The following is a 17,838-nucleotide window of genomic DNA, read 5'->3' on the forward strand; positions in this document are numbered from 1 at the left end:
CCCCACAGGAGACCAATTCGATGTTCCGGCTGGCACAACTGTCCCTTGCAAACCGGGCATTGATCGCACTGGTCACCGTTTTCGCTTCCGTGTTCGGCGTGATCACCATGTCGTCACTGAAGCAGGAGCTCATCCCGTCGATTGAGTTCCCCCAGATCACGGTGCTGACCGCCATGCCCGGGGCTTCCCCGGAGGTAGTGGACAAGCAGGTCAGCGGGCCATTGGAGACAGCGCTGAACGGCGTGGAGGGGCTGGAATCCACCTCCTCCACGTCGCGCAACGGCGTTTCGCAGATCACCATGGTCTTTACCTACGGCTCCAACCTGGATCGCGCCCGCAACCAGATCGACCGGGCCATCTCCAACGCCAAGCGTTCACTGCCCGAGGACGTACAGCCGCAGGCCTTTGCCGGCAGCATCAACGACTTCCCCATCGTGTTCCTGGCGGTGTCCTCGGATAAATCGCTCAGCGAACTGAACGCGGACCTCCAGCGGCTGAGCGTGCCCCGGCTGCAGAAGATCGACGGCGTCCGGGGCGCCGATGTGACCGGCGGCGCCACGCAACACATCGAGATCCTTCCCCGCCCCGACGCCATGGCTTCCGCCGGCGCCACCATCACCTCCATTCGCGATGCCCTGGGCAACAACGGCTCCCTGGTTCCGGCGGGCACCCTCGAGGAGCAGGGGAAAACCCTGTCCCTGCAGATCGGCAGCCCGGTCGACTCCCTGGACGCCATCAAGGCGCTCCCCCTCGCCGGGGCGAAAAACGCGGCCACCATCGGCACCGTGGCCGACGTTTCCCTCCAAGACGACGAACGGACATCGATCACGCGGACCAATGGTGAAGAAACCCTCGCCGTCTCGGTCACCAAAAAGCCCGAAGGCGACACTGTAGGCATCTCGCATGCCGTCCGGGACACCCTGGACGAACTTGAGGCCGAGCTGGGATCGAACGCGAAGTTCACGCCGGTATTTGACCAGGCACCCTTCATCGAAAAATCCATCAAGGACCTCACCACTAAGGGCCTGCTGGGACTGGGGTTCGCCGTCGCGGTCATCCTGGTCTTCCTGATGTCCGCGCGCTCCACGCTGGTAACGGCCGTATCCATCCCGCTCTCGCTCCTGATCACGTTCATCGGCCTGTCCGCAACCCGGTACTCGCTGAACATCCTCACCCTCGGAGCGCTGACCATTGCCATCGGCCGGGTGGTTGACGACTCCATCGTGGTCATCGAAAACATCAAGCGGCACCTCAGCTACGGCGAAGACAAGATCACCGCCATCCTGACCGCCATCAGGGAAGTAGCCGGCGCCATCACGGCATCCACCCTCACCACGGTGGCCGTTTTCCTCCCCATCGCCTTTGTGGGCGAATTGGCCGGTGAGCTGTTCAGGCCCTTCGCCCTCACGGTCACCATGGCCCTGCTGGCCTCCCTGCTGGTCTCCCTGACCATAGTTCCGGTGCTCGCCTACTGGTTCCTGCGCAATCCGGTTCCCAGCCGGGACAGGGCCGCCGGGCAGGATGCAGCCGCCGCCCGGGCCAAAGCGCTTGAAGCAGAACAGCGCAGCAGGCTGCAGCGCGGATACCTGCCCATCCTTTCCAAAACCCAGAAGCATCCGGTGACCACCCTCGTTGCCGCCGCCCTGGTCCTGGGTGCAACCGCCGCCATGACGCCGCTGCTGGCCACGAACCTGCTGGGCAATTCGGGCCAGAACAGCCTGACCGTCCGGCAGGTGCTTCCTGCCGGCACCAGCCTGGAGGACACAAGTGCTGCAGCCATCCGCATTGAGGAGGTCCTTCGCGGGATCGACGGCGTCCGCGACGTCCAGCTGACGTCCGGCAATGCCCAGGCAGGCTTTGCCGCGCTCACCTCAACCGGCTCCTCCAACTCCACCTTCACGGTGGTGACGGATGAGAAGGCAGACCAGGAGCAACTGCAGGAGACGGTGCGGAACGAACTGGCAAAGGTTCCCGACTCGGGAAAGGTTTCCGTGGGCACCCAGCAGGGCGGCTTCGGAACCTCGTCCACTGTGGACATCACTATCAAGGCCGCCAGCACGGAGGACCTCCGGACGGCAAGCGACACCATGGTCGAGGCCATGACCGGCGTACCGGGCACCAGTGAAGTGGCCACCAACCTTGCCGCCAGCCAGCCGGTGGTACAGGTGAAAGTGGACAGGGCGAAAGCCGTGGCCGCTGGGCTCAACGAAGAACAGGTGGCCGGGGTCCTCGCTTCGACCATCAGCCCCATCCCCGCCGGAACGGTGAGGATCGACACCGACGACTTCCCGGTGCAGATCGGCCAGGGCACCAGGTTCACGAGCATTGAGGCCGTCCGCCAAATCCCCCTGCCGGCCACCGCCGGGCCGGTCCCGCTGGGCAGCATCGCCTCGGTGGAGCAGCTGGACGTGCCGGTATCCATCACCGCGAGCAACGGCCAGCGCACCGCGCGCGTCTCGGTGACGCCGTCGGAATCCAATCTCGGGGCGGTCAACGCGGAAGTCAAGAAACGACTTGACGGAGTGCAGCTGCCGGCCGGAGTCACTGCCGAACTCGGCGGTGCCACCACCCAGCAGCAGGAATCCTTCCAGCAACTGGGGCTCGCCCTGCTGGCCGCGATCGCTATCGTCTATGTGATCATGGTGGCCACCTTCAAGTCACTGATTCAGCCGTTGATCCTGCTGGTCTCTGTCCCGTTCGCGGCCACGGGCGCCGTGGCCCTGCTCCTGGTAACGGGGGTTCCGCTGGGGCTGCCCTCCCTGATCGGCATGCTGATGCTGGTGGGGATCGTGGTCACCAACGCCATTGTGCTGATCGACCTCATCAACCAGTACCGGCAGCCCCGCGACGGGCGCCCGGGCATGAACGTGGCAGACGCCATCACGCACGGCGCCCGCCAGCGGCTTCGCCCTATCCTGATGACCGCTCTGGCCACCGTTTTTGCCCTCACCCCCATGGCGCTGGGCCTCACCGGCGGCGGGGGCTTCATCTCGCAGCCCCTGGCAGTGGTGGTCATAGGCGGCCTTACGTCCTCGACCGCCCTGACCCTGGTCCTGGTACCAGTGCTGTACCGCCTCGTGGAGGGCCGCCGGGAAAGGAAGGCGCTGCTCCGGGAACTGCAGGAACGCCCGGAGTTTGGCCCTGCTGCCGACGTGGACGAAGAGTTCCGTGACTGGACCACCGGCATGGTCCCCAAGGTCAGCGGACGCCGCGCTGCCCCCGAAAGCCCCGAGTAGCCCCAAGCAGCCCAGGTAAGGCAGCAGCGGAATATTCTCCGGCCGGGAGCGTTGTATCCGGCGATAGATGCAAATGCATCTACATTGGCCTATACTGGAAGCAAGCCAGCAAGCCTCAGCAACGGAAAGGCACATCATGCAAATCGGTGTTTTCAGCGTCAGCGACATCACTCCGGACCCCACCACGGGCCGGATCCCCACCGAGAACGAGCGCATCAAGGCCTCCGTCGCCATCGCCAAAAAGGTTGAGGAAATCGGAATGGATGTCTACGCCCTCGGCGAGCACCACAACCGGCCCTTCTTCTCCTCCTCGCCCACCACCACCCTCGCCTACATCGCGGCGCAAACTGAGCGCATCACCCTTTCCACGGCCACCACGTTGATCACCACCAATGATCCGGTGAAGATCGCCGAGGACTTTGCGATGCTCCAGCACCTCGCCGACGGCCGGGTCGATCTGGTCCTCGGCCGCGGCAACACGGCTCCCGTCTACCCCTGGTTTGGCAAGAACATCCAGGACGGCGTCGAGCTTGCCATCGAGAACTACAGCCTGTTGCGCAAGCTGTGGGACGAGGACACCGTGAACTGGTCAGGCAAGTTCCGCACCCCGCTGCAGAACTTCACGTCCACCCCCCGTCCTCTCGACGGCGTCGCCCCCTTCGTGTGGCACGGCTCCATCCGCACGCCGCAGATCGCCGAAGTGGCCGCCTACTTCGGCGACGGCTTCTTCGCCAACAACATCTTTTGGCCCAAGGAGCACTACCAGCAGCTGATCGGCCTCTACCGTGAGCGCTACGAGCACTACGGCCACGGCACGGCAGACCAGGCGATTGTGGGCCTGGGCGGCCAGTTCTTCATGCGCAGGAATTCCCAGGACGCCGTCAAAGAGTTCCGCCCCTACTTCGACAACGCTCCAGTGTACGGGCACGGGCCTTCTTTGGAGGACTTCACCTCGCAGACGCCGCTGACCGTCGGCAGCCCGCAGGAAGTCATCGAGAAAACGCTGACCTTCCGGGAGTACTTCGGCGACTACCAGCGGCAGCTGTTCCTGATCGACCACGCGGGCCTGCCGCTGAAAACCGTACTCGAGCAGCTGGACTTGTTCGGCGAAGAAGTCCTGCCCGTCCTGCGCAAGGAATACGCGGCCCGCAAGCCGGCCCACGTTCCCGAACCGCCCACCCACGCCGGCCGGGTCGCTGCGCTGCTCGCAGCCCAGTCCGCTGAAAAGTCCGCCGCGGACGCGTGATGGCCGGCAAGGATACCGAGTCCCCGGTCCGCCTCGCCGCGGAAACGTGGGAGTCGCTGTTCCGGGCCCAGGTGGCGGTGATGCGTAAGCTGCAGTCAGGGCCGGCCTTCCGGAGGCTCGCCGTGAACGAGTACGACGTACTCTTCACGCTCTCGCGCTGCCCGACGGGGTGGCTGCGGCTCAACGAGCTCAACGACAACGTGCTGCTGAGCCAATCGAGCCTCAGCAGGTTGGTGGAGCGGCTGGAAAAACGCGGGCTTGTAGCCCGGATGCCGGCCCCCGAGGACGGCCGGGGCGTGCTCCTGCAGCTGACGGACGCGGGCCGGGAACTGCAAAAGGAAATTGGGCGCGAGCACGTCCGGGACATTTCCACCCTGATGGGCCCGGCCCTGACGCCGGCTGAACAGAAGGAACTGCGGCGGCTCACGGAAAAGCTCCGCAGCTCACTCGGTCCCCGGCCGCTCCGCTAGCCATCCGGCCGCCGTCGCCGGAAACAGCCGGCGCAAGTCCTGCACCGGTCAGGAGCCTGGCCGGGCAGGGCCCGGCTAGGCCAGTTCCACCAGCCGGGCTGGGTCCTCCACGGGCAGGTCACCGTTGACAACAGCGGTGACCTGGAGCTGGTTGAGGATAAGGCTTCCTCCGACGGTGGACAGGAAAGCTGTGTCGGCAGAATCGCGGCCGGCCGTGATGCGCAGCATCGATTCCCGCGGCGCCAGACCGGTGGGATCAATGACGTGCCAGGCCCCTTCCACATAGGCCTCAGCCACTGCATGGAAATCCATCGGGCTCAGTCCCGGGGCGTAGACCGCGGCGAGCCTCGCCGGAATGTCCCTGGACCTGAGCAGCGCGATGGCCAGGTGGGCAAAATCCCGGCACACTCCACGCCGGCTGAGAAGTGTTTCAACTGCACCGTCAGTGCCCCGGGAGGATCCGCTGAGGTAGCGCAGCTCACCGTTGACCCAGTTCCTGACAGCGTGCAGCAATCCGCCGCCGTGGACCCCTTCGAACTCCGCGTAGGCCGTAGGCAGGAGCCGGTCCGATTCAGCGTAGCGGCTGGGCCGGACGTACCGGATCCTGTCGGCGAGTTCCGATTCCTCAGGCTCCGCCTTTCCGCCCACGGTGGCAGCGTATTCCACCGTTACCTCGGCCGGCTCGGCAAACTCCATGTAGTGGAACCTGCCCCCGTGGTGGTCCAATACTTCGGTCAGGGGAACCTGCTGTCCCCCGGCCGTCACGGACAGGGACTCCTCGAAGGAGGAATAGCCGCTGTTCCGCGCTGCGGCGATGGCCATGGCCACCTTGGTGTTGGCTACGGTCTTGAAGACCAGTCGTGCGGAAACACTGCGTTCCATTGCTCTCCGGGGGTGTCGGCGGCGGAAGAAAAGTCTCCGCTCTGCCTGGCGCATCGTGGGGCCGGGAACGGGACTAGTTTTTGATCTTCAGCGACATTAGCATCCGTTGGACGTTCGCGAATTCAGTTCCCTCCGAGGCGTACCGCGCAGCCTGGTCCAGGGTGTCGAAGGCCTTGGCGGGGGCAACCTTCTCATCCGGGGCGAAGGCCTTCACGGAGACCACATCACCAAAGGACAAGTCACCCTTCCCGGCCGGACCACGGACGACGTTGCGGAGCTCGCACGCCTGCCCGCCACCGCCGCCCATAACGTTGGTGATGCCATAGGACCCGAAGTATCGGTACCCCTGGATCACCCGGAAAACCACCCTCGGCGGTATGGTTCCTTCCCCGCCGGCGGCGGGCAACTCCAGCGGGAGGCTGCTGATCACCGAATAGGGCCGCTTCGAGGCGTCAGCGCATTCGGCGGACGACGGCGGCAGTCCTGTCCGCAGCGCTGCCAGGAAAGTTCCGTCCGGCTTTTTCACCTCGACTTTGAGCGCTCCGGGCAGGGTTCCCTCGTCCGGCTGGACGGACTGTGCGATCCAGTCCTGCGGGAGATCGAAGCTGACGGTCTTGCCGGCATCCGAGAAGGTCTTCCAGGCTGCCGCAGTGGCAACAGCCTCTGGGCCTGCGGTGGGGGTCGCGCCGGCGCCCGGCGTTGCTGCTGCGGAGGCATCTGCTGATGGAGGAGCAGTGCTTCCGGCTTCTGAAGGGCCCGGCTGCGCTGTCCAGCCCGGACCGCTGCCTGGCGGAGTTGAACACCCTGCCAGGAGGATGGCCGATGCCAGCAGGACGGCCATGGATGCCTTGCCTTTCATGCAGCCAGCGTAACGGCGCCTGCCGGCCCGGCGGTGATTCCGGCGGCGTTTCTGCCGAAATCACTGCCTGCGCGCCCGTCCGGCTGCCGCCCTCGGACGGTATGCTGCGGCCGGGGGCTAGGCTGGGCATATGGAAGAGCACCAGGGCGAAGCCGAGGAAAACCGGACTGATATTTCCGCCGTCGAGACCGCTGACTGGCGGCTGAGGACGTTTGCCATGTACCACAACGTCCGCAAGCTTGCCATCGAGAGTCCGGCGGAAGCGCATTCCTACTGGCGCCACCAGCGCGACCTGATGTTCGCCACGCACCCGGCCTCTCCCTTGACCACGGCGGATAAGGCGCACTTCTCGGGGCTGAAGACGGCGGACTATGATCCGATTTACCGGTTCCACGTTCCGCTGACCCCGGAGGGCGCGGGCAGGGAGATCAGCGTGGAGACGGGTACCGACGGCGCTGTCCGCTTCGTTCGCCTGGGCACCTTCGACCTGCCGGAAGTAGGCCAGCTGGCGGTCTGGAAGCTGCAAGGATACGGCGGCGGTATCTTTGTGCCGTTCCGGGACGCCACTGCAGGCCAGCCGGGCGGCAGCTACGGGGCGGGCCGGTATTTGCTGGACACCATCAAGGGTGCGTACCACGGGGTCTACGGCACCGGCCGGGACGCCCCGTTCGTGCTCGATTTCAACTTTGCCTACAACCCGTCCTGCGCCTACAACGAGGTTTGGGCCTGCCCGCTGGCTGGACCGTCCAACCGGTTGGCCGTGGAGATACCGGTAGGCGAACTCTACTAAAGGAGCACCCTGTGAGCTCCGGCGCTAGGGCGTGTCTCCTAAATCTGGGCTGGCTTAGCAGTGATGCTTGATGGGTGTCGCGTACTTCTGTTTTGACTGACGGGCAGTGGGCCCGCATCCAGCCGTTACTGCCGTCCTCTGCCGGCCGGCTGGGACGTCCATTCCGGGACGACCGCCGGGTTGTCGAGGGCATCATTCACCGGTACCGATGCGGAATCGCCTGGCGGGATGTTCCCTCCGAATTCGGTCCGTGGCAGACCGTTTGGAAGCGTCACCGCCGCTATAGCGGTGACGGAACGTGGGACAGCATTCTGGCGACATTGCTGACGGTGGCGGACTCTCGAGGTGAAGTGGACTGGTCGGTCTCGGTCGACTCGACGGTCAACCGCGCCCACCAGCATGGCACCAACCTTCCCCGCGCCACAGGGGGCCGGCTCGAATTACCTGAATCTGTTTGCTGAGCCGGACGATCACGCCATTGGACGGTCCCGCGGCGGACTGAGCACCAAAATTCACGCCTTGGTCGATGGCAAAGGCCGGCCACTGGTTCTGCTGGTCGCACCGGGCCAGGGCGGGGATGCGCCGATGTTCGGCCACCTCATGAGCCAGTTGAAGATTGCTCGTTGCGGTCCGGGCAGGCCACGTACCCGCCCGGACCGTGTTCGCGGTGACAAGGCATACTCATCCAGAGCCATCCGGACCCACCTTCGCGACCGCAATATCGTCGCTGTCATCCCGCAACCATCAGACCAGATTGGTCATCGGAAACGACGGGGATCCACCGGCGGCCGGCCCCCGGCCTTCGACAAAGAGGACTACAAAGGCCGCAACGTCGTCGAACGCAACTTCAACACCTTCAAGCAGTGGCGGGCTCTGGCCACCCGCTACGACAAACTCGCCCTCACCTACCGGGGTGGAGCAGTCCTCCGAGCGATCAGCATCTGGCTGACAGCTTTAGGAGACACGCCCTAGGCCCCCAGTGCCCTGACCCGGCCGACGGCGTCAAGCACCAAACCGGACGCCGCTTCCAGGTCCGCTTCCGTCACCGCTGCACCGAAACTGAACCGGACGGCCGTCTGGGCAACTTCCGGGGAAAGTCCCAATGCCGTGAGCACGGGCGACGGCGCATCGGAACCCGCCGCGCAGGCTGACCCGCTGGAGCAGACAACGCCCCGGCGTTCGAGTTCAAGCAGCACCGATTCCCCGCTGGTTCCGGGAAAGCAGAAGGACGCCACAGAGGGCAGCCGCTCGACGGGATGCCCGGTGAGGATGGACCCCGGAACACCGGTGAGCACAGCGCTGATGAACCTGTCCCGCAAGGCCGCCACCCGGCGTCGTTCTTCCGCCTGGCTGGCCTGTGCCAGGGTGAGGGCGGTGGCCAGGCCCACCGCCCCGGCCACGTTTTCGGTCCCGGACCTCCGGCCGCGTTCCTGCCCGCCGCCGTGAATTAGCGGCTCCATCCTGGTGCGTCCGCGGACATACAGCACGCCGCAGCCTTTGGGTGCGCCGAGCTTGTGGCCGGAAATGCTCATCGCATCAACCCCGAGCGCCTTGGTGTCCAGCGGCAGCCATCCGGCCGCCTGCACGGCATCTGTGTGGAACGGTATGCCGAGGGCGCGGGCCAAGGCGCCCAGTTCAGCGACGGGCTGTACCGTTCCCATCTCATTGTTGGCGTACATGACGCTGGCGAGGGCAGTTTCCGGCCGAAGCGCGGCCCTGAACGCCGCCGGCGTAACCCGGCCCTGCCCGTCAACGGGAACCACATCAACCACGAAGCCGTGGAAGCGCTCCAGGTACCGGGCCGACTCCTCCACTGCGGAATGTTCGACGGCGCTGACCACCACCCGGTTCAGGTGCGGGTCCGCCGCCTGCCGGGCCAGGGCGATGCCTTTGACAGCAAGGTTGTCAGCTTCGGTTCCCCCGGAAGTGAAGGTCACTTCGCCGGGCCGGCAACCCAGGACCGCCCCCACGGACCGCCGGGCACCCGCGAGCGCACCTGCAGCAGCCTCGCCCAGGGTGTGATGGCTTGAGGGATTGCCGAACTCACCGGTCAGGTACGGCCACATCGCGTCCAGCACCTCGCGGCGGACCGGGGTGGTAGCGGCGGCGTCAAGGAAGATCATGGGCAGTCACCTGAGGACCAGTTCCACGTCCAGCCCAAGGTCAAGGGCCGCCACGGTGTGGGTCAGGGCGCCAACGGAAATAACGTCGACTCCCGCAGCTGCAATCCCTGCCACGGTGCCCAGATTCACGTTCCCGCTGGCCTCCACCTGCGCACGCCCCGCTACCAGAGCCACACCGGCCCTCAGCTCCTCCACAGTGAAGTTGTCGAGCATGATGGTGTCCACGCCGGCGGCCAGGACGGGCTCAATCTGGTCCATGCGGTCCACTTCCACCTCAAAGTGCGTGGTGTGCCCCAACTGCGCTTTGGCGGCCGTGAGGAGCCCGGTGAGCCGGGCGGGGTCGCCCCCGGTCATCACGGCGAGGTGGTTGTCCTTGGCCAGTACGGCGTCCGAGAGGCTGTACCGGTGGTTGGCGCCGCCCCCGCACCGCACAGCGTACCGCTCCAGGATCCGCAGGCCCGGCGTGGTCTTGCGGGTGTCGGTGATCCGGGCGGACGTGCCTTCGGTCAGCTGGACAAACTCGGCCGTCCTCGTGGCGATGGCTGACATGCGCTGCACCAGGTTGAGGGCCACGCGTTCGGCGAGCAGTACGGACCTGGCACGGCCGCTGACCCGCGCAAGGCTGCTGCCGGCATCGAACGTTTCCCCGTCCCCGACCAGCAGCTGAACTTCGGTGCCGGGATCCACCAGCAGCATGGCGTCGCGGAACACCGTGGCGCCGCTAAGGACCCCGGGCACGCGCGCGCTCAGCACTGCGGTGGCATGGGCTTCGGCGGGGATCAGGAGCTGGGAGGTGATGTCACCCGCCGGGGCGTCTTCGGCGAAGGCGCGCTGCAGGATTTCCCGTACGGGCGCCGGCGGCAGCGTCAGGTCCAGGCGCCGGCCGTTGGCAGCCGCCGCTGTCATCACGGAGTTTTCAGTCATGGACAAGGCTCGCTTTCGGGCGTGTTGGGGAGGTTCCTTCAATATCGTCTGGGATGCCGGCAGCATCAGTTGGGCTGTCGCTGCGGTAGTGCGCCCCCAGTGAGTCCAGGCGCTTCTGCGCGGCGGCCACCAGGAACTGCGCGGCGAGCAGCAGGTTCCGGTCCTCATGTTCTTCAACGTCCGCGCCGGCAGGAACGGATTCGGGACGGACGACGGCGGCCCACCCGTTAAGGGCCTCCGCCGCCTCCTGCAGCAACACGCCCTGACGAAGTACCCCGGCTTTGGCAGTCATCAGCCGGCGAAGGGCATCCCGCGAAAACGGGATGCCCGCGGCCTCGGGCGTGGCGCACGTTTCCGCCGCGCCGGCCTCCGGAGGGACAGCCTGAGGCCACACCCGGCCGGAGCCCCTGGAGAGGAAGGCATCAACGGCGCGGCGGCCGAAAACGAGGCCCTCAAGGAGGGAGTTGCTGGCCAGCCGGTTAGCCCCTTGTACACCTGTGCAGGCGACTTCCCCCGCCGCGTAAAGACCAGGGACACTGGTCCTGGCGTGCAGGTCGGTGGCCACTCCGCCCATCCAGTAATGCGCCGCAGGAGCCACGGGGACCAGCTCCCGTGTCCAGTCGATGCCGGCGTCGAGTGTCCGCTGCGTGAGGGTGGGGAAGCGCTTTGCCAGGAATCCCTTGCCTTTTCCGGACTCAATGACGCGGGCATCGAGGTAGACGTGGCCGGCGGGGTCCCCGAGCTTGGCCAGGTGCAGGGCGATGCTGCGGGACACCACATCCCGTGGGGCAAGTTCGGCGTCCGGATGGTACAGACGCATGAAGCGCTTCCCGTTGCCGTCGACGAGTACGGCCCCTTCGCCACGGACTGCTTCGGAAATGAGCAGCGGATCGTGGTCAAGGCTGGCTGTGGCCGGGGTATTGGGGGACTGGGTGTTGGGACCCTGGGCGCCGGAAACGAGGCAGGTGGGGTGGAACTGGAAAAACTCAAGGTCGGCCACTGCAGCGCCGGCCCGGACGGCGAGCGCCAGGCCGTCTGCAGTGGCCACGCCGGGATTTGTGGTGCTGCCGAAAAGCTGGCCTGCTCCCCCGGTTGCCAGCAGGACCGCGTCACCGTACACCGCGACCGTGGGGCCGTCCTGAAGGAACTCCACCCCGGTGACTGTGCCGTTATCTTGCAGGAGCCGTGTTGCATGGGCAAAAGGTACAACCGTCAGGATCCCGGCAGCTTGTCGGCTCAGCACTGCCTCGATCAGCGCCGCGGCAACTTTCGCTCCTGTGGCGTCGCCGCCGGCGTGCAGGATGCGGGGCGCGGAATGGGCTGCTTCGAGCCCCAGGGCCGGGCCGCCATCGGCCTCTGCGTCGAACTGGACGCCGAAACGCTGCAGTCCGGCGATGTCGCGGCGCGCTTCAGTACACATCAGCCGGACGGCCTCTTCATTACAATGCCCGGCCCCGGCACGGAGGGTATCGGCGATGTGGTCTTCCACGGTGTCCCCAGTAGCGGGCACGTCCAGCACGGCGGAAATGCCGCCCTGGGCATACCAGGTGTTGCTTGCGCGCAGCTGCCCCTTGCTCAGAAGCACGGCTTCCGCACCGGAATCCGCTGCCAGCAGGGCAGCGTACAGCCCGGTGATGCCACTGCCGACGACGATCAGCCGCGGACGCGCCTGCGTGCTGCGGCCGGGCACCCCGTCAGGTCCGGACAGCATTCGGCCCCCTGGAGGGGCCTGGGTGGGAAGCCGGGTCATGAGGGCCTGGCCGCGAGCATGCGTTCGAGTGCCGTCCTGGCGTGATCCTGCACCGAGTCCGCCACGGTGATCCTGTTGACAACGCGCCCGGCGACAAGTTCTTCAAGGACCCACGCAAGATAGCCGGGGTGGATCCGGTACATGGTGGAGCAGGGGCAGATGACGGGGTCAAGGCAGAAGATGGTGTGCTGCGGGTACTCGGCTGCAAGCCGGTTCACCATGTTGATTTCGGTGCCGATCGCGAAGGTGGTGGGCTCCGTGGCCGCGGCAATGGCCTTTTGGATGAAGTCGGTGGAACCTGCGGAATCGGCGGCGTCCACTACCTCCATGGGGCACTCGGGGTGAACGATCACCTGGATTCCGGGAAAGTCGGCCCGGGCCTTCTCGATCTGGCCTACGTTGAAGCGCTTGTGGACAGAGCAGAACCCGTGCCACAGGATGACCCTGGCATCGAGCAGGGCCTGTTCGTCGTTGCCGCCCAGGTCCCTGCGCGGGTTCCACATGGGCATCTGCTCCAGGGGCACGCCCAGTGCCTTGGCGGTGTTGCGGCCCAGGTGCTGGTCCGGAAAGAAGAGCACGCGCTGGGCCCGCTGTAACGCCCATTCGAGGACCGTCCTGGCGTTGGAGGAGGTGCAGACGATGCCGCCGCGCTCACCGCAGAAGGCCTTCAGGGCTGCGGAGGAGTTCATGTAGGTGACCGGTATGACCGGGACTCTTCCTTCGGCGTCGGGCTCGGTGCCGTAAATCTCTTCGAGTTGCTCCCAGCACTCGGCGACGGAGTCTGCGTCGGCCATGTCCGCCATGGAGCAGCCGGCTGCGAGGTTGGGCAGAATGACGGCCTGTTCCGGCGCGGAGAGGATGTCGGCGGTTTCGGCCATGAAGTGGACGCCGCAGAAGACAATCGCCTCCGCGGCAGGCCGGGTGAGGGCCGCGTTGGCCAGCTGGAAGGAGTCACCTACGAAGTCGGCGTACTGAATGACTTCATCACGCTGGTAGAAGTGCCCCAGGATGACGGCCCTGTTCCCCAGCGCGGCCTTGGCTGCCAGGATCCTTTCGCCCAGTTCGGCGTCGCCGGCGAGCTTGTATTCGTCGGGCAACTGACCCTGGCGCGGGGTAGCAGCAGGGGCATCGTCCGCGCTGGAGGCGCCGGGGCCATAGGCGGGAATGCCGGTCAGCGCCTCGGCGAGGTCGTAGTCCCACGGCCCCTTGGCGAGGGCGGGGCTGCACGTGCCGCCCTGCGCGGTTGTGCCCTTTTCGGCCTGTTCGCGCGTGATCAGCTGGATTGCTGTGTTGACGCTGCTCATGGTGTGCTCCTGTTGTCTGGGTCAAGGCCGGGACGGCCGGTGAAACGGTAGAGGCGGGGCGGGCGGTGCTTGCCGCCCTGGAGGTACTCGCCGGTTTCTTCTATGTCCGGAGTTGATTTCAGTTGCCTGCGGAAGTTGGCAGGGTCCAGCTGCCTGTCCAGCACTGCTTCGTAAACCTCCCGGACCTGGGCGAGGGTGAAGTACTCCCCCAGCAGGTGGTATGCCACGGAACCGTAGGCCAGCTTGTTGCGCAGCCGCCAGAGTGCGTAGTCCACGATTGCGTTGTGGTCGAAGGCGAGTTCACCCAGCCGATCCGCCCGGAACCACCGGACGTTTTCCGACTCGTCCGCGAGCGCGGCTTCGGTGGGCTGGACCAGGGCCCAGTAGACGATCGAAACCACCCGCTGGGTGGGTGAGCGGTGCAGTCCGCCAAAGGCGTACAGCTGCTCGAGATAGCTCGGAACGAGGCCAGTGGTCTCCACCAGGTTCCGGGAGGCGGCGTCCTGCAGGGACTCGGAGTGGCTCAGGGGCCCGCCCGGCAGCGCCCACAATCCCTTGAACGGCTCACGGATCCGGCGGACCAGGGGCAGCCACAACGTGGGCCGTCCCGACGCTTCGCTGGGTCGCAGCGCGAAGATGACGGTGGAGATGGCCAGTGATGGAGGGGCTGCCCGGCGCTCGGAGACGTTCGCAGAGCTCGAATACATGTGCCACCGCCCTTTTCGCCTGCGGTCGCTTTCCGTAAGCCCCGCCTAGTTATGGTCACTCTGACCAAAACTAATTCTAGGGGCAAGAGTGGTTCAGATGCGAATGTTTCAATGAGCTCCCCTTGGTTCACCTGTTCAGGGACGTTAGCCCCGACTACGCCCTGCGGAGCCGGAGGCGGTAAATTCGATAGGTCCCACGAGGAGCCATCATCCACACCCCAAGAAGGTCCAGCATCAAAATGACGATGAAGTCCGCAGAAGTTCATCAGCAAGGCCATCTGGGCCATGCCATGAAACCGCGCCAGCTCACCATGATGGGACTGGGCAGCGCCATCGGCGCCGGCCTGTTCCTCGGATCGGGGGCCGGCGTGCAGGCGGCCGGCCCCGCAGTGCTCATCTCCTACCTGGTGGCGGGCACGCTGATCATCCTGGTGATGTGGGCGCTGGGTGAAATGGCCGCGGCCAGTCCAAACAGCGGGGCCTTCTCCGTGTATGCCGAGCGGGCACTGGGAAAGACGGCGGGCGTCACCATCGGCTGGCTCTGGTGGCTGCAGCTGGTGGTGGTGATCGCAGCCGAGGCATTGGGAGCCGCCGGGCTTCTCTTTACGGTGTGGCCGGTGCTTCCGGTGTGGGCGCTGGCACTGATCTTTATGGTCGTCTTCACGGCCATCAACCTCACGGGCGTACGGAACTTCGGCGAGTTCGAGTTTTGGTTCGCCATCCTCAAGGTCGCCGCAATCGTATTGTTCCTGGTGGTGGGCGCAGCCCTGCTGCTGGGCCTGCTGCCCGCGGTGGCGTCCCCCGGGCTGGCCAACCTGACGGCAGATTTTGCCCCCGCCGGACTTGGCGGAATTGCTTCCGCCCTCTTTGTGGTGATCTTCGCCTTCGGCGGCACCGAAATCGTGTCCGTGGCGGCGGCAGAGACCGAAGATCCGGAGCACAGCGTGGGCAAGGCCATCAGGACCGTGGTGTGGCGCATCCTGGTTTTCTACATCGGCTCAGTCTTTGTGATCGCCGCTGTCCTGCCGGCAACCTCGGAGAGCCTGGCGTCACCGTTCGCCGGCGTCCTGGACGCAGCCCGGATCCCGGGTGCCGCAACGGCCATCACCCTGGTGGCCGTCGTCGCGCTTCTTTCAGCGCTGAACGCCAACCTTTACGGTGCCTCACGGATGGTCTATTCCCTGGCCGAGCGGGCCGAAGCCCCGCGGTTCCTCACCCGCCTGAGCGGCGCCAGCGTTCCCATGCTGGCTGTCGGGGTGTCCGTGGCGTTCGGCTTCGTGGCCACGGTCCTGGAACTGCTGTTCCCGGAGCGGATCCTTCCTGCCCTGTTCCAGCTGGTGGGATCCACCTGCCTGGTGGTGTGGGGCAGCGCACTGGTCTCGCAGCTGGTCCTGCGGCGCCGTGCAGACCGGGAAGGCACGGCACTGCCCCTGCGGATGAAGGGTTTCCCGGCCCTGACCATCGTGGGGCTCGTCCTGCTGGGCCTGATCTTCGCCGTAGGCTTCAGCGCCGAGAGCAGCCGCATCCAGCTCTTCAGCACCATCGGCCTCATTGCGGGAATCGCTGTTGCCTGTGCTGCAGCTGCCCGCTTCACCACCAGAAACCGTCCCAACTAGAGTTCGCTTCAGGTGCCGGAATGACCTTCCCGAAAGGCACCTGGCGCTGCTCGACTGCGCCGGGGTGCGTGCACCGCCAGCGTAGATTTACCGGCCCGGCAGGCAGGTAGAGTAGTCCCGAAATACGAGCTTCCGACGCGCCGGGTCCGCCCCGCGCCGTAGTTGATGAGGACTGACACCATGAGCGGCAGGCACACCGGCGAGCAGCACGCGCACACAGTGGAGGGTACGGACCCCCAGTTGTACGTGAAGGTGCATGATCCTGCCGTGGATGCCGGGCTACGGCCCGTCCTGCTGCTGCACGGCTTCTCGTCTTCCAGCAAGCTCAATTGGGAGGACACCGGCTGGGTGGCTGCCCTGCTCGATGCCGGCCGCCGGGTCATCACCGTGGACCTGCCGGGCCACGGCCGCAGCGGAGCCCCGGAGGATCGGGATTCCTACTCCCCCAGCAGGATCCGGGCGGACCTGCTCCAGGTAGCGTTCGACGCCGGCGCGCGCCCCGTGCAGGACGGTGACCCTTCCAGCGGACTGGACATCGTGGGTTACTCCCTCGGCTCCCGACTCGCCTGGGAGTTCGGAGCCACGCAGCCGGAGCTCGTGCATCGGCTGGTTTTGGGCGGGCCTAACATTGCGGATCCCCTCGCGGCCTTCGACCTCGTGGCAGCCCAGGACTACCTCGCGGACGGGACTCCCATCAGTGACGAATCCACCGCGCGGCTGCTGAAAATGGCGCTGCTGTTGCCCAGCAACAACATTTTTGCGCTGCTGTCTTTGGTGGAAGCCATCAAAGCCGAACCCTATGACCCTGCCGAGGCAGTGCCGCACGTGCCCATGCTCCTGGTGGCCGGCGACAAGGACGAACGCGCCTCCAGCCTGCCGCAGTTGGCCGGACTCGCCCGCCACGCCGGGGCGATGGTGGAAGAGGTTTTGCTGCCGGGCCGGAATCACACCAACGCCATCACCAGCCGGGCCTTCAAGCAGGCAGCCATCGCTTTCCTCGCGGTCTAATCCGCCCTTGCCCCGGCAGCCGCCGGCCCCTGCCCTCCCCGGCGGTAGGCTGAAGGAAGGGCTGGCATGAGCCGGGAGGGAAATATGCTGACGCGCTTTGAAGACCGCACCGAGGCCGGCGAGAAGCTGGCCGCCGTACTCGCACAGTTCCGTGAGCAGCCCGGCACCGTGGTCCTGGGCCTTGCCCGGGGCGGCATCCCGGTAGCGGCTTCGGCCGCCAAGGCCCTCTACCTCCCGCTGGGAGCTGTCCTGGTGCGCAAGCTGGGCATCCCGGGACACCAGGAGACTGCCTACGGGGCTTTGGCATGGGCACGGGGCCGGACCGTCCGCCTGCTCAACAAGCCGCTGGTGGACCGGGTACTGGAGCATGGAGTGCGCCAGGAACTGCTGGACGAGGTGGAACAGCGGGAACGCGCTGAACTGGCCCGCCGCGTCCACCTCTATCCGGGAATAGACCACGACCTCTCCGGGAAAACTGTCCTGCTGATCGACGACGGCCTGGCGACCGGTGCCACCATGCGCGCCGCCGTCGAGGCTGTCCGCGAGGGTGGAGCGGCAACGGTTGTGGCCGCCGCCCCTGTGGGTTCAATCGAAGCCGAGGCCTCTGTGGAGCGGGTATGCGACGCCGTCCTGTGCCTGCACCTGCCGGGCAAATTCCGGGCCGTCGGCAGCTTCTACCGGCACTTCGAACAGCTCACGGACAGTGACGCCATCAGTTTCCTGAAGCAGTAACAGCGCTTGCTGGCCCGGCCGCTGATACGACGGCGGGGGGGGGGGGGGGGGGGGGGGGGGGGGGGGGGGGGGGGGGGGGGGGGGGGGGGGGGGAGGAGGGGGGGGGGGGGGGGGGGGGGGGGGGGGGGGGGGGGGGGGGGGGGGGGGGGGGGGGGGGGGGGGGGGGGGGGGGGGGGGGGGGGGGGGGGGGG

At 66.4% G+C, this 17,838-nt stretch carries 15 protein-coding genes; 8 read left to right on the top strand and 7 right to left on the bottom strand.

Translation table 11 applies throughout. The features are described 5' to 3' along the window. Nucleotides 1–20 precede the first annotated feature (20 nt). The 3 genes from AC5RT4_RS16385 (at nt 21) to AC5RT4_RS16395 (ending at nt 4,952) form a co-directional block, all read left to right on the top strand. Nucleotides 21–3,236: an efflux RND transporter permease subunit gene (locus AC5RT4_RS16385; RefSeq protein WP_494106458.1), complete on the top strand. Its 3,216-nt coding sequence runs from the start codon at nt 21–23 to the stop codon at nt 3,234–3,236. A gap of 136 nt (nt 3,237–3,372) precedes the next feature. Continuing rightward, nucleotides 3,373–4,482 (top strand): LLM class flavin-dependent oxidoreductase, encoded by a 1,110-nt coding sequence (locus tag AC5RT4_RS16390; protein ID WP_494106459.1) that lies wholly within the window; start codon nt 3,373–3,375, stop codon nt 4,480–4,482. Then, entirely contained in the window at nt 4,482–4,952 is a 471-nt protein-coding gene (locus AC5RT4_RS16395; RefSeq protein WP_494040002.1) for a MarR family winged helix-turn-helix transcriptional regulator, read from the top strand. Before AC5RT4_RS16390 ends, AC5RT4_RS16395 begins: the two co-directional genes overlap by 1 nt. A 75-nt stretch (nt 4,953–5,027) precedes the next feature. Here AC5RT4_RS16395 and AC5RT4_RS16400 read toward each other — a convergent pair whose 3' ends face one another. Next, nucleotides 5,028–5,834, bottom strand: a complete 807-nt coding sequence (locus AC5RT4_RS16400; RefSeq protein WP_494040003.1) for a transglutaminase-like domain-containing protein — start codon at nt 5,832–5,834, stop codon at nt 5,028–5,030. Nucleotides 5,835–5,907: 73 nt separating this feature from the next. After that, nucleotides 5,908–6,693 carry a hypothetical protein gene (locus tag AC5RT4_RS16405; RefSeq protein WP_494106460.1) on the bottom strand — a complete coding sequence of 262 codons (786 nt, stop codon included), beginning with the start codon at nt 6,691–6,693 and terminating at the stop codon, nt 5,908–5,910. 130 nt (nt 6,694–6,823) lie between these two features. Here AC5RT4_RS16405 and AC5RT4_RS16410 point away from each other — a divergent pair, with 130 nt between their 5' ends. Then, nucleotides 6,824–7,483, top strand: a complete 660-nt coding sequence (locus AC5RT4_RS16410) for a DUF1684 domain-containing protein (protein WP_494106461.1) — start codon at nt 6,824–6,826, stop codon at nt 7,481–7,483. A gap of 74 nt (nt 7,484–7,557) precedes the next feature. After that, a protein-coding gene (locus AC5RT4_RS16415; RefSeq protein WP_494106462.1) for an IS5 family transposase occupies nt 7,558–8,455 on the top strand; the annotation gives its coding sequence in 2 pieces (ribosomal slippage) (nt 7,558–7,908 and nt 7,910–8,455; 897 coding nt in all). On the opposite strand, the gene AC5RT4_RS16420 is transcribed toward AC5RT4_RS16415, so the two are convergent. Genes AC5RT4_RS16420 through AC5RT4_RS16440 form a run of 5 tightly spaced genes read right to left on the bottom strand, consistent with a single transcriptional unit; the run spans nt 8,452 to nt 14,291 of the window. Then, nucleotides 8,452–9,606 carry a cysteine desulfurase family protein gene (locus tag AC5RT4_RS16420; RefSeq protein ID WP_494106463.1) on the bottom strand — a complete coding sequence of 385 codons (1,155 nt, stop codon included), beginning with the start codon at nt 9,604–9,606 and terminating at the stop codon, nt 8,452–8,454. The genes AC5RT4_RS16415 and AC5RT4_RS16420 overlap by 4 nt on opposite strands. Before the next feature lie 6 nt (nt 9,607–9,612). Further along, nucleotides 9,613–10,530: a carboxylating nicotinate-nucleotide diphosphorylase gene (gene nadC / locus AC5RT4_RS16425; protein ID WP_494040007.1), complete on the bottom strand. Its 918-nt coding sequence runs from the start codon at nt 10,528–10,530 to the stop codon at nt 9,613–9,615. After that, nucleotides 10,523–12,241 carry an L-aspartate oxidase gene (nadB, locus tag AC5RT4_RS16430; RefSeq protein ID WP_494040008.1) on the bottom strand — a complete coding sequence of 573 codons (1,719 nt, stop codon included), beginning with the start codon at nt 12,239–12,241 and terminating at the stop codon, nt 10,523–10,525. Before nadB ends, nadC begins: the two co-directional genes overlap by 8 nt. Before the next feature lie 35 nt (nt 12,242–12,276). Beyond that, on the bottom strand, nt 12,277–13,584 hold the full coding sequence (gene nadA / locus AC5RT4_RS16435) for a quinolinate synthase NadA (protein ID WP_494106464.1): 1,308 nt from the start codon (nt 13,582–13,584) through the stop codon (nt 12,277–12,279). Then, nucleotides 13,581–14,291 (bottom strand): NUDIX hydrolase, encoded by a 711-nt coding sequence (locus tag AC5RT4_RS16440; RefSeq protein WP_494106465.1) that lies wholly within the window; start codon nt 14,289–14,291, stop codon nt 13,581–13,583. Before AC5RT4_RS16440 ends, nadA begins: the two co-directional genes overlap by 4 nt. Nucleotides 14,292–14,530: 239 nt before the next feature. On the opposite strand from AC5RT4_RS16440, the gene AC5RT4_RS16445 reads away from it, so the two are divergent. From AC5RT4_RS16445 to AC5RT4_RS16455, 3 genes are all read left to right on the top strand, one after another. Continuing rightward, entirely contained in the window at nt 14,531–15,907 is a 1,377-nt protein-coding gene (locus tag AC5RT4_RS16445) for an amino acid permease (protein ID WP_494106466.1), read from the top strand. A gap of 180 nt (nt 15,908–16,087) precedes the next feature. Beyond that, nucleotides 16,088–16,915, top strand: coding sequence for an alpha/beta fold hydrolase (locus AC5RT4_RS16450; RefSeq protein WP_494106467.1), 828 nt, complete (start codon nt 16,088–16,090; stop codon nt 16,913–16,915). Nucleotides 16,916–16,999: 84 nt separating this feature from the next. After that, complete coding sequence (locus AC5RT4_RS16455; RefSeq protein ID WP_494040151.1) at nt 17,000–17,647, top strand: phosphoribosyltransferase; 648 nt, start codon at nt 17,000–17,002, stop codon at nt 17,645–17,647. The last annotated feature ends 191 nt before the right edge of the window (nt 17,648–17,838 follow it).

It is taken from the genome of Arthrobacter sp. sptzw42 (assembly GCF_059089685.1).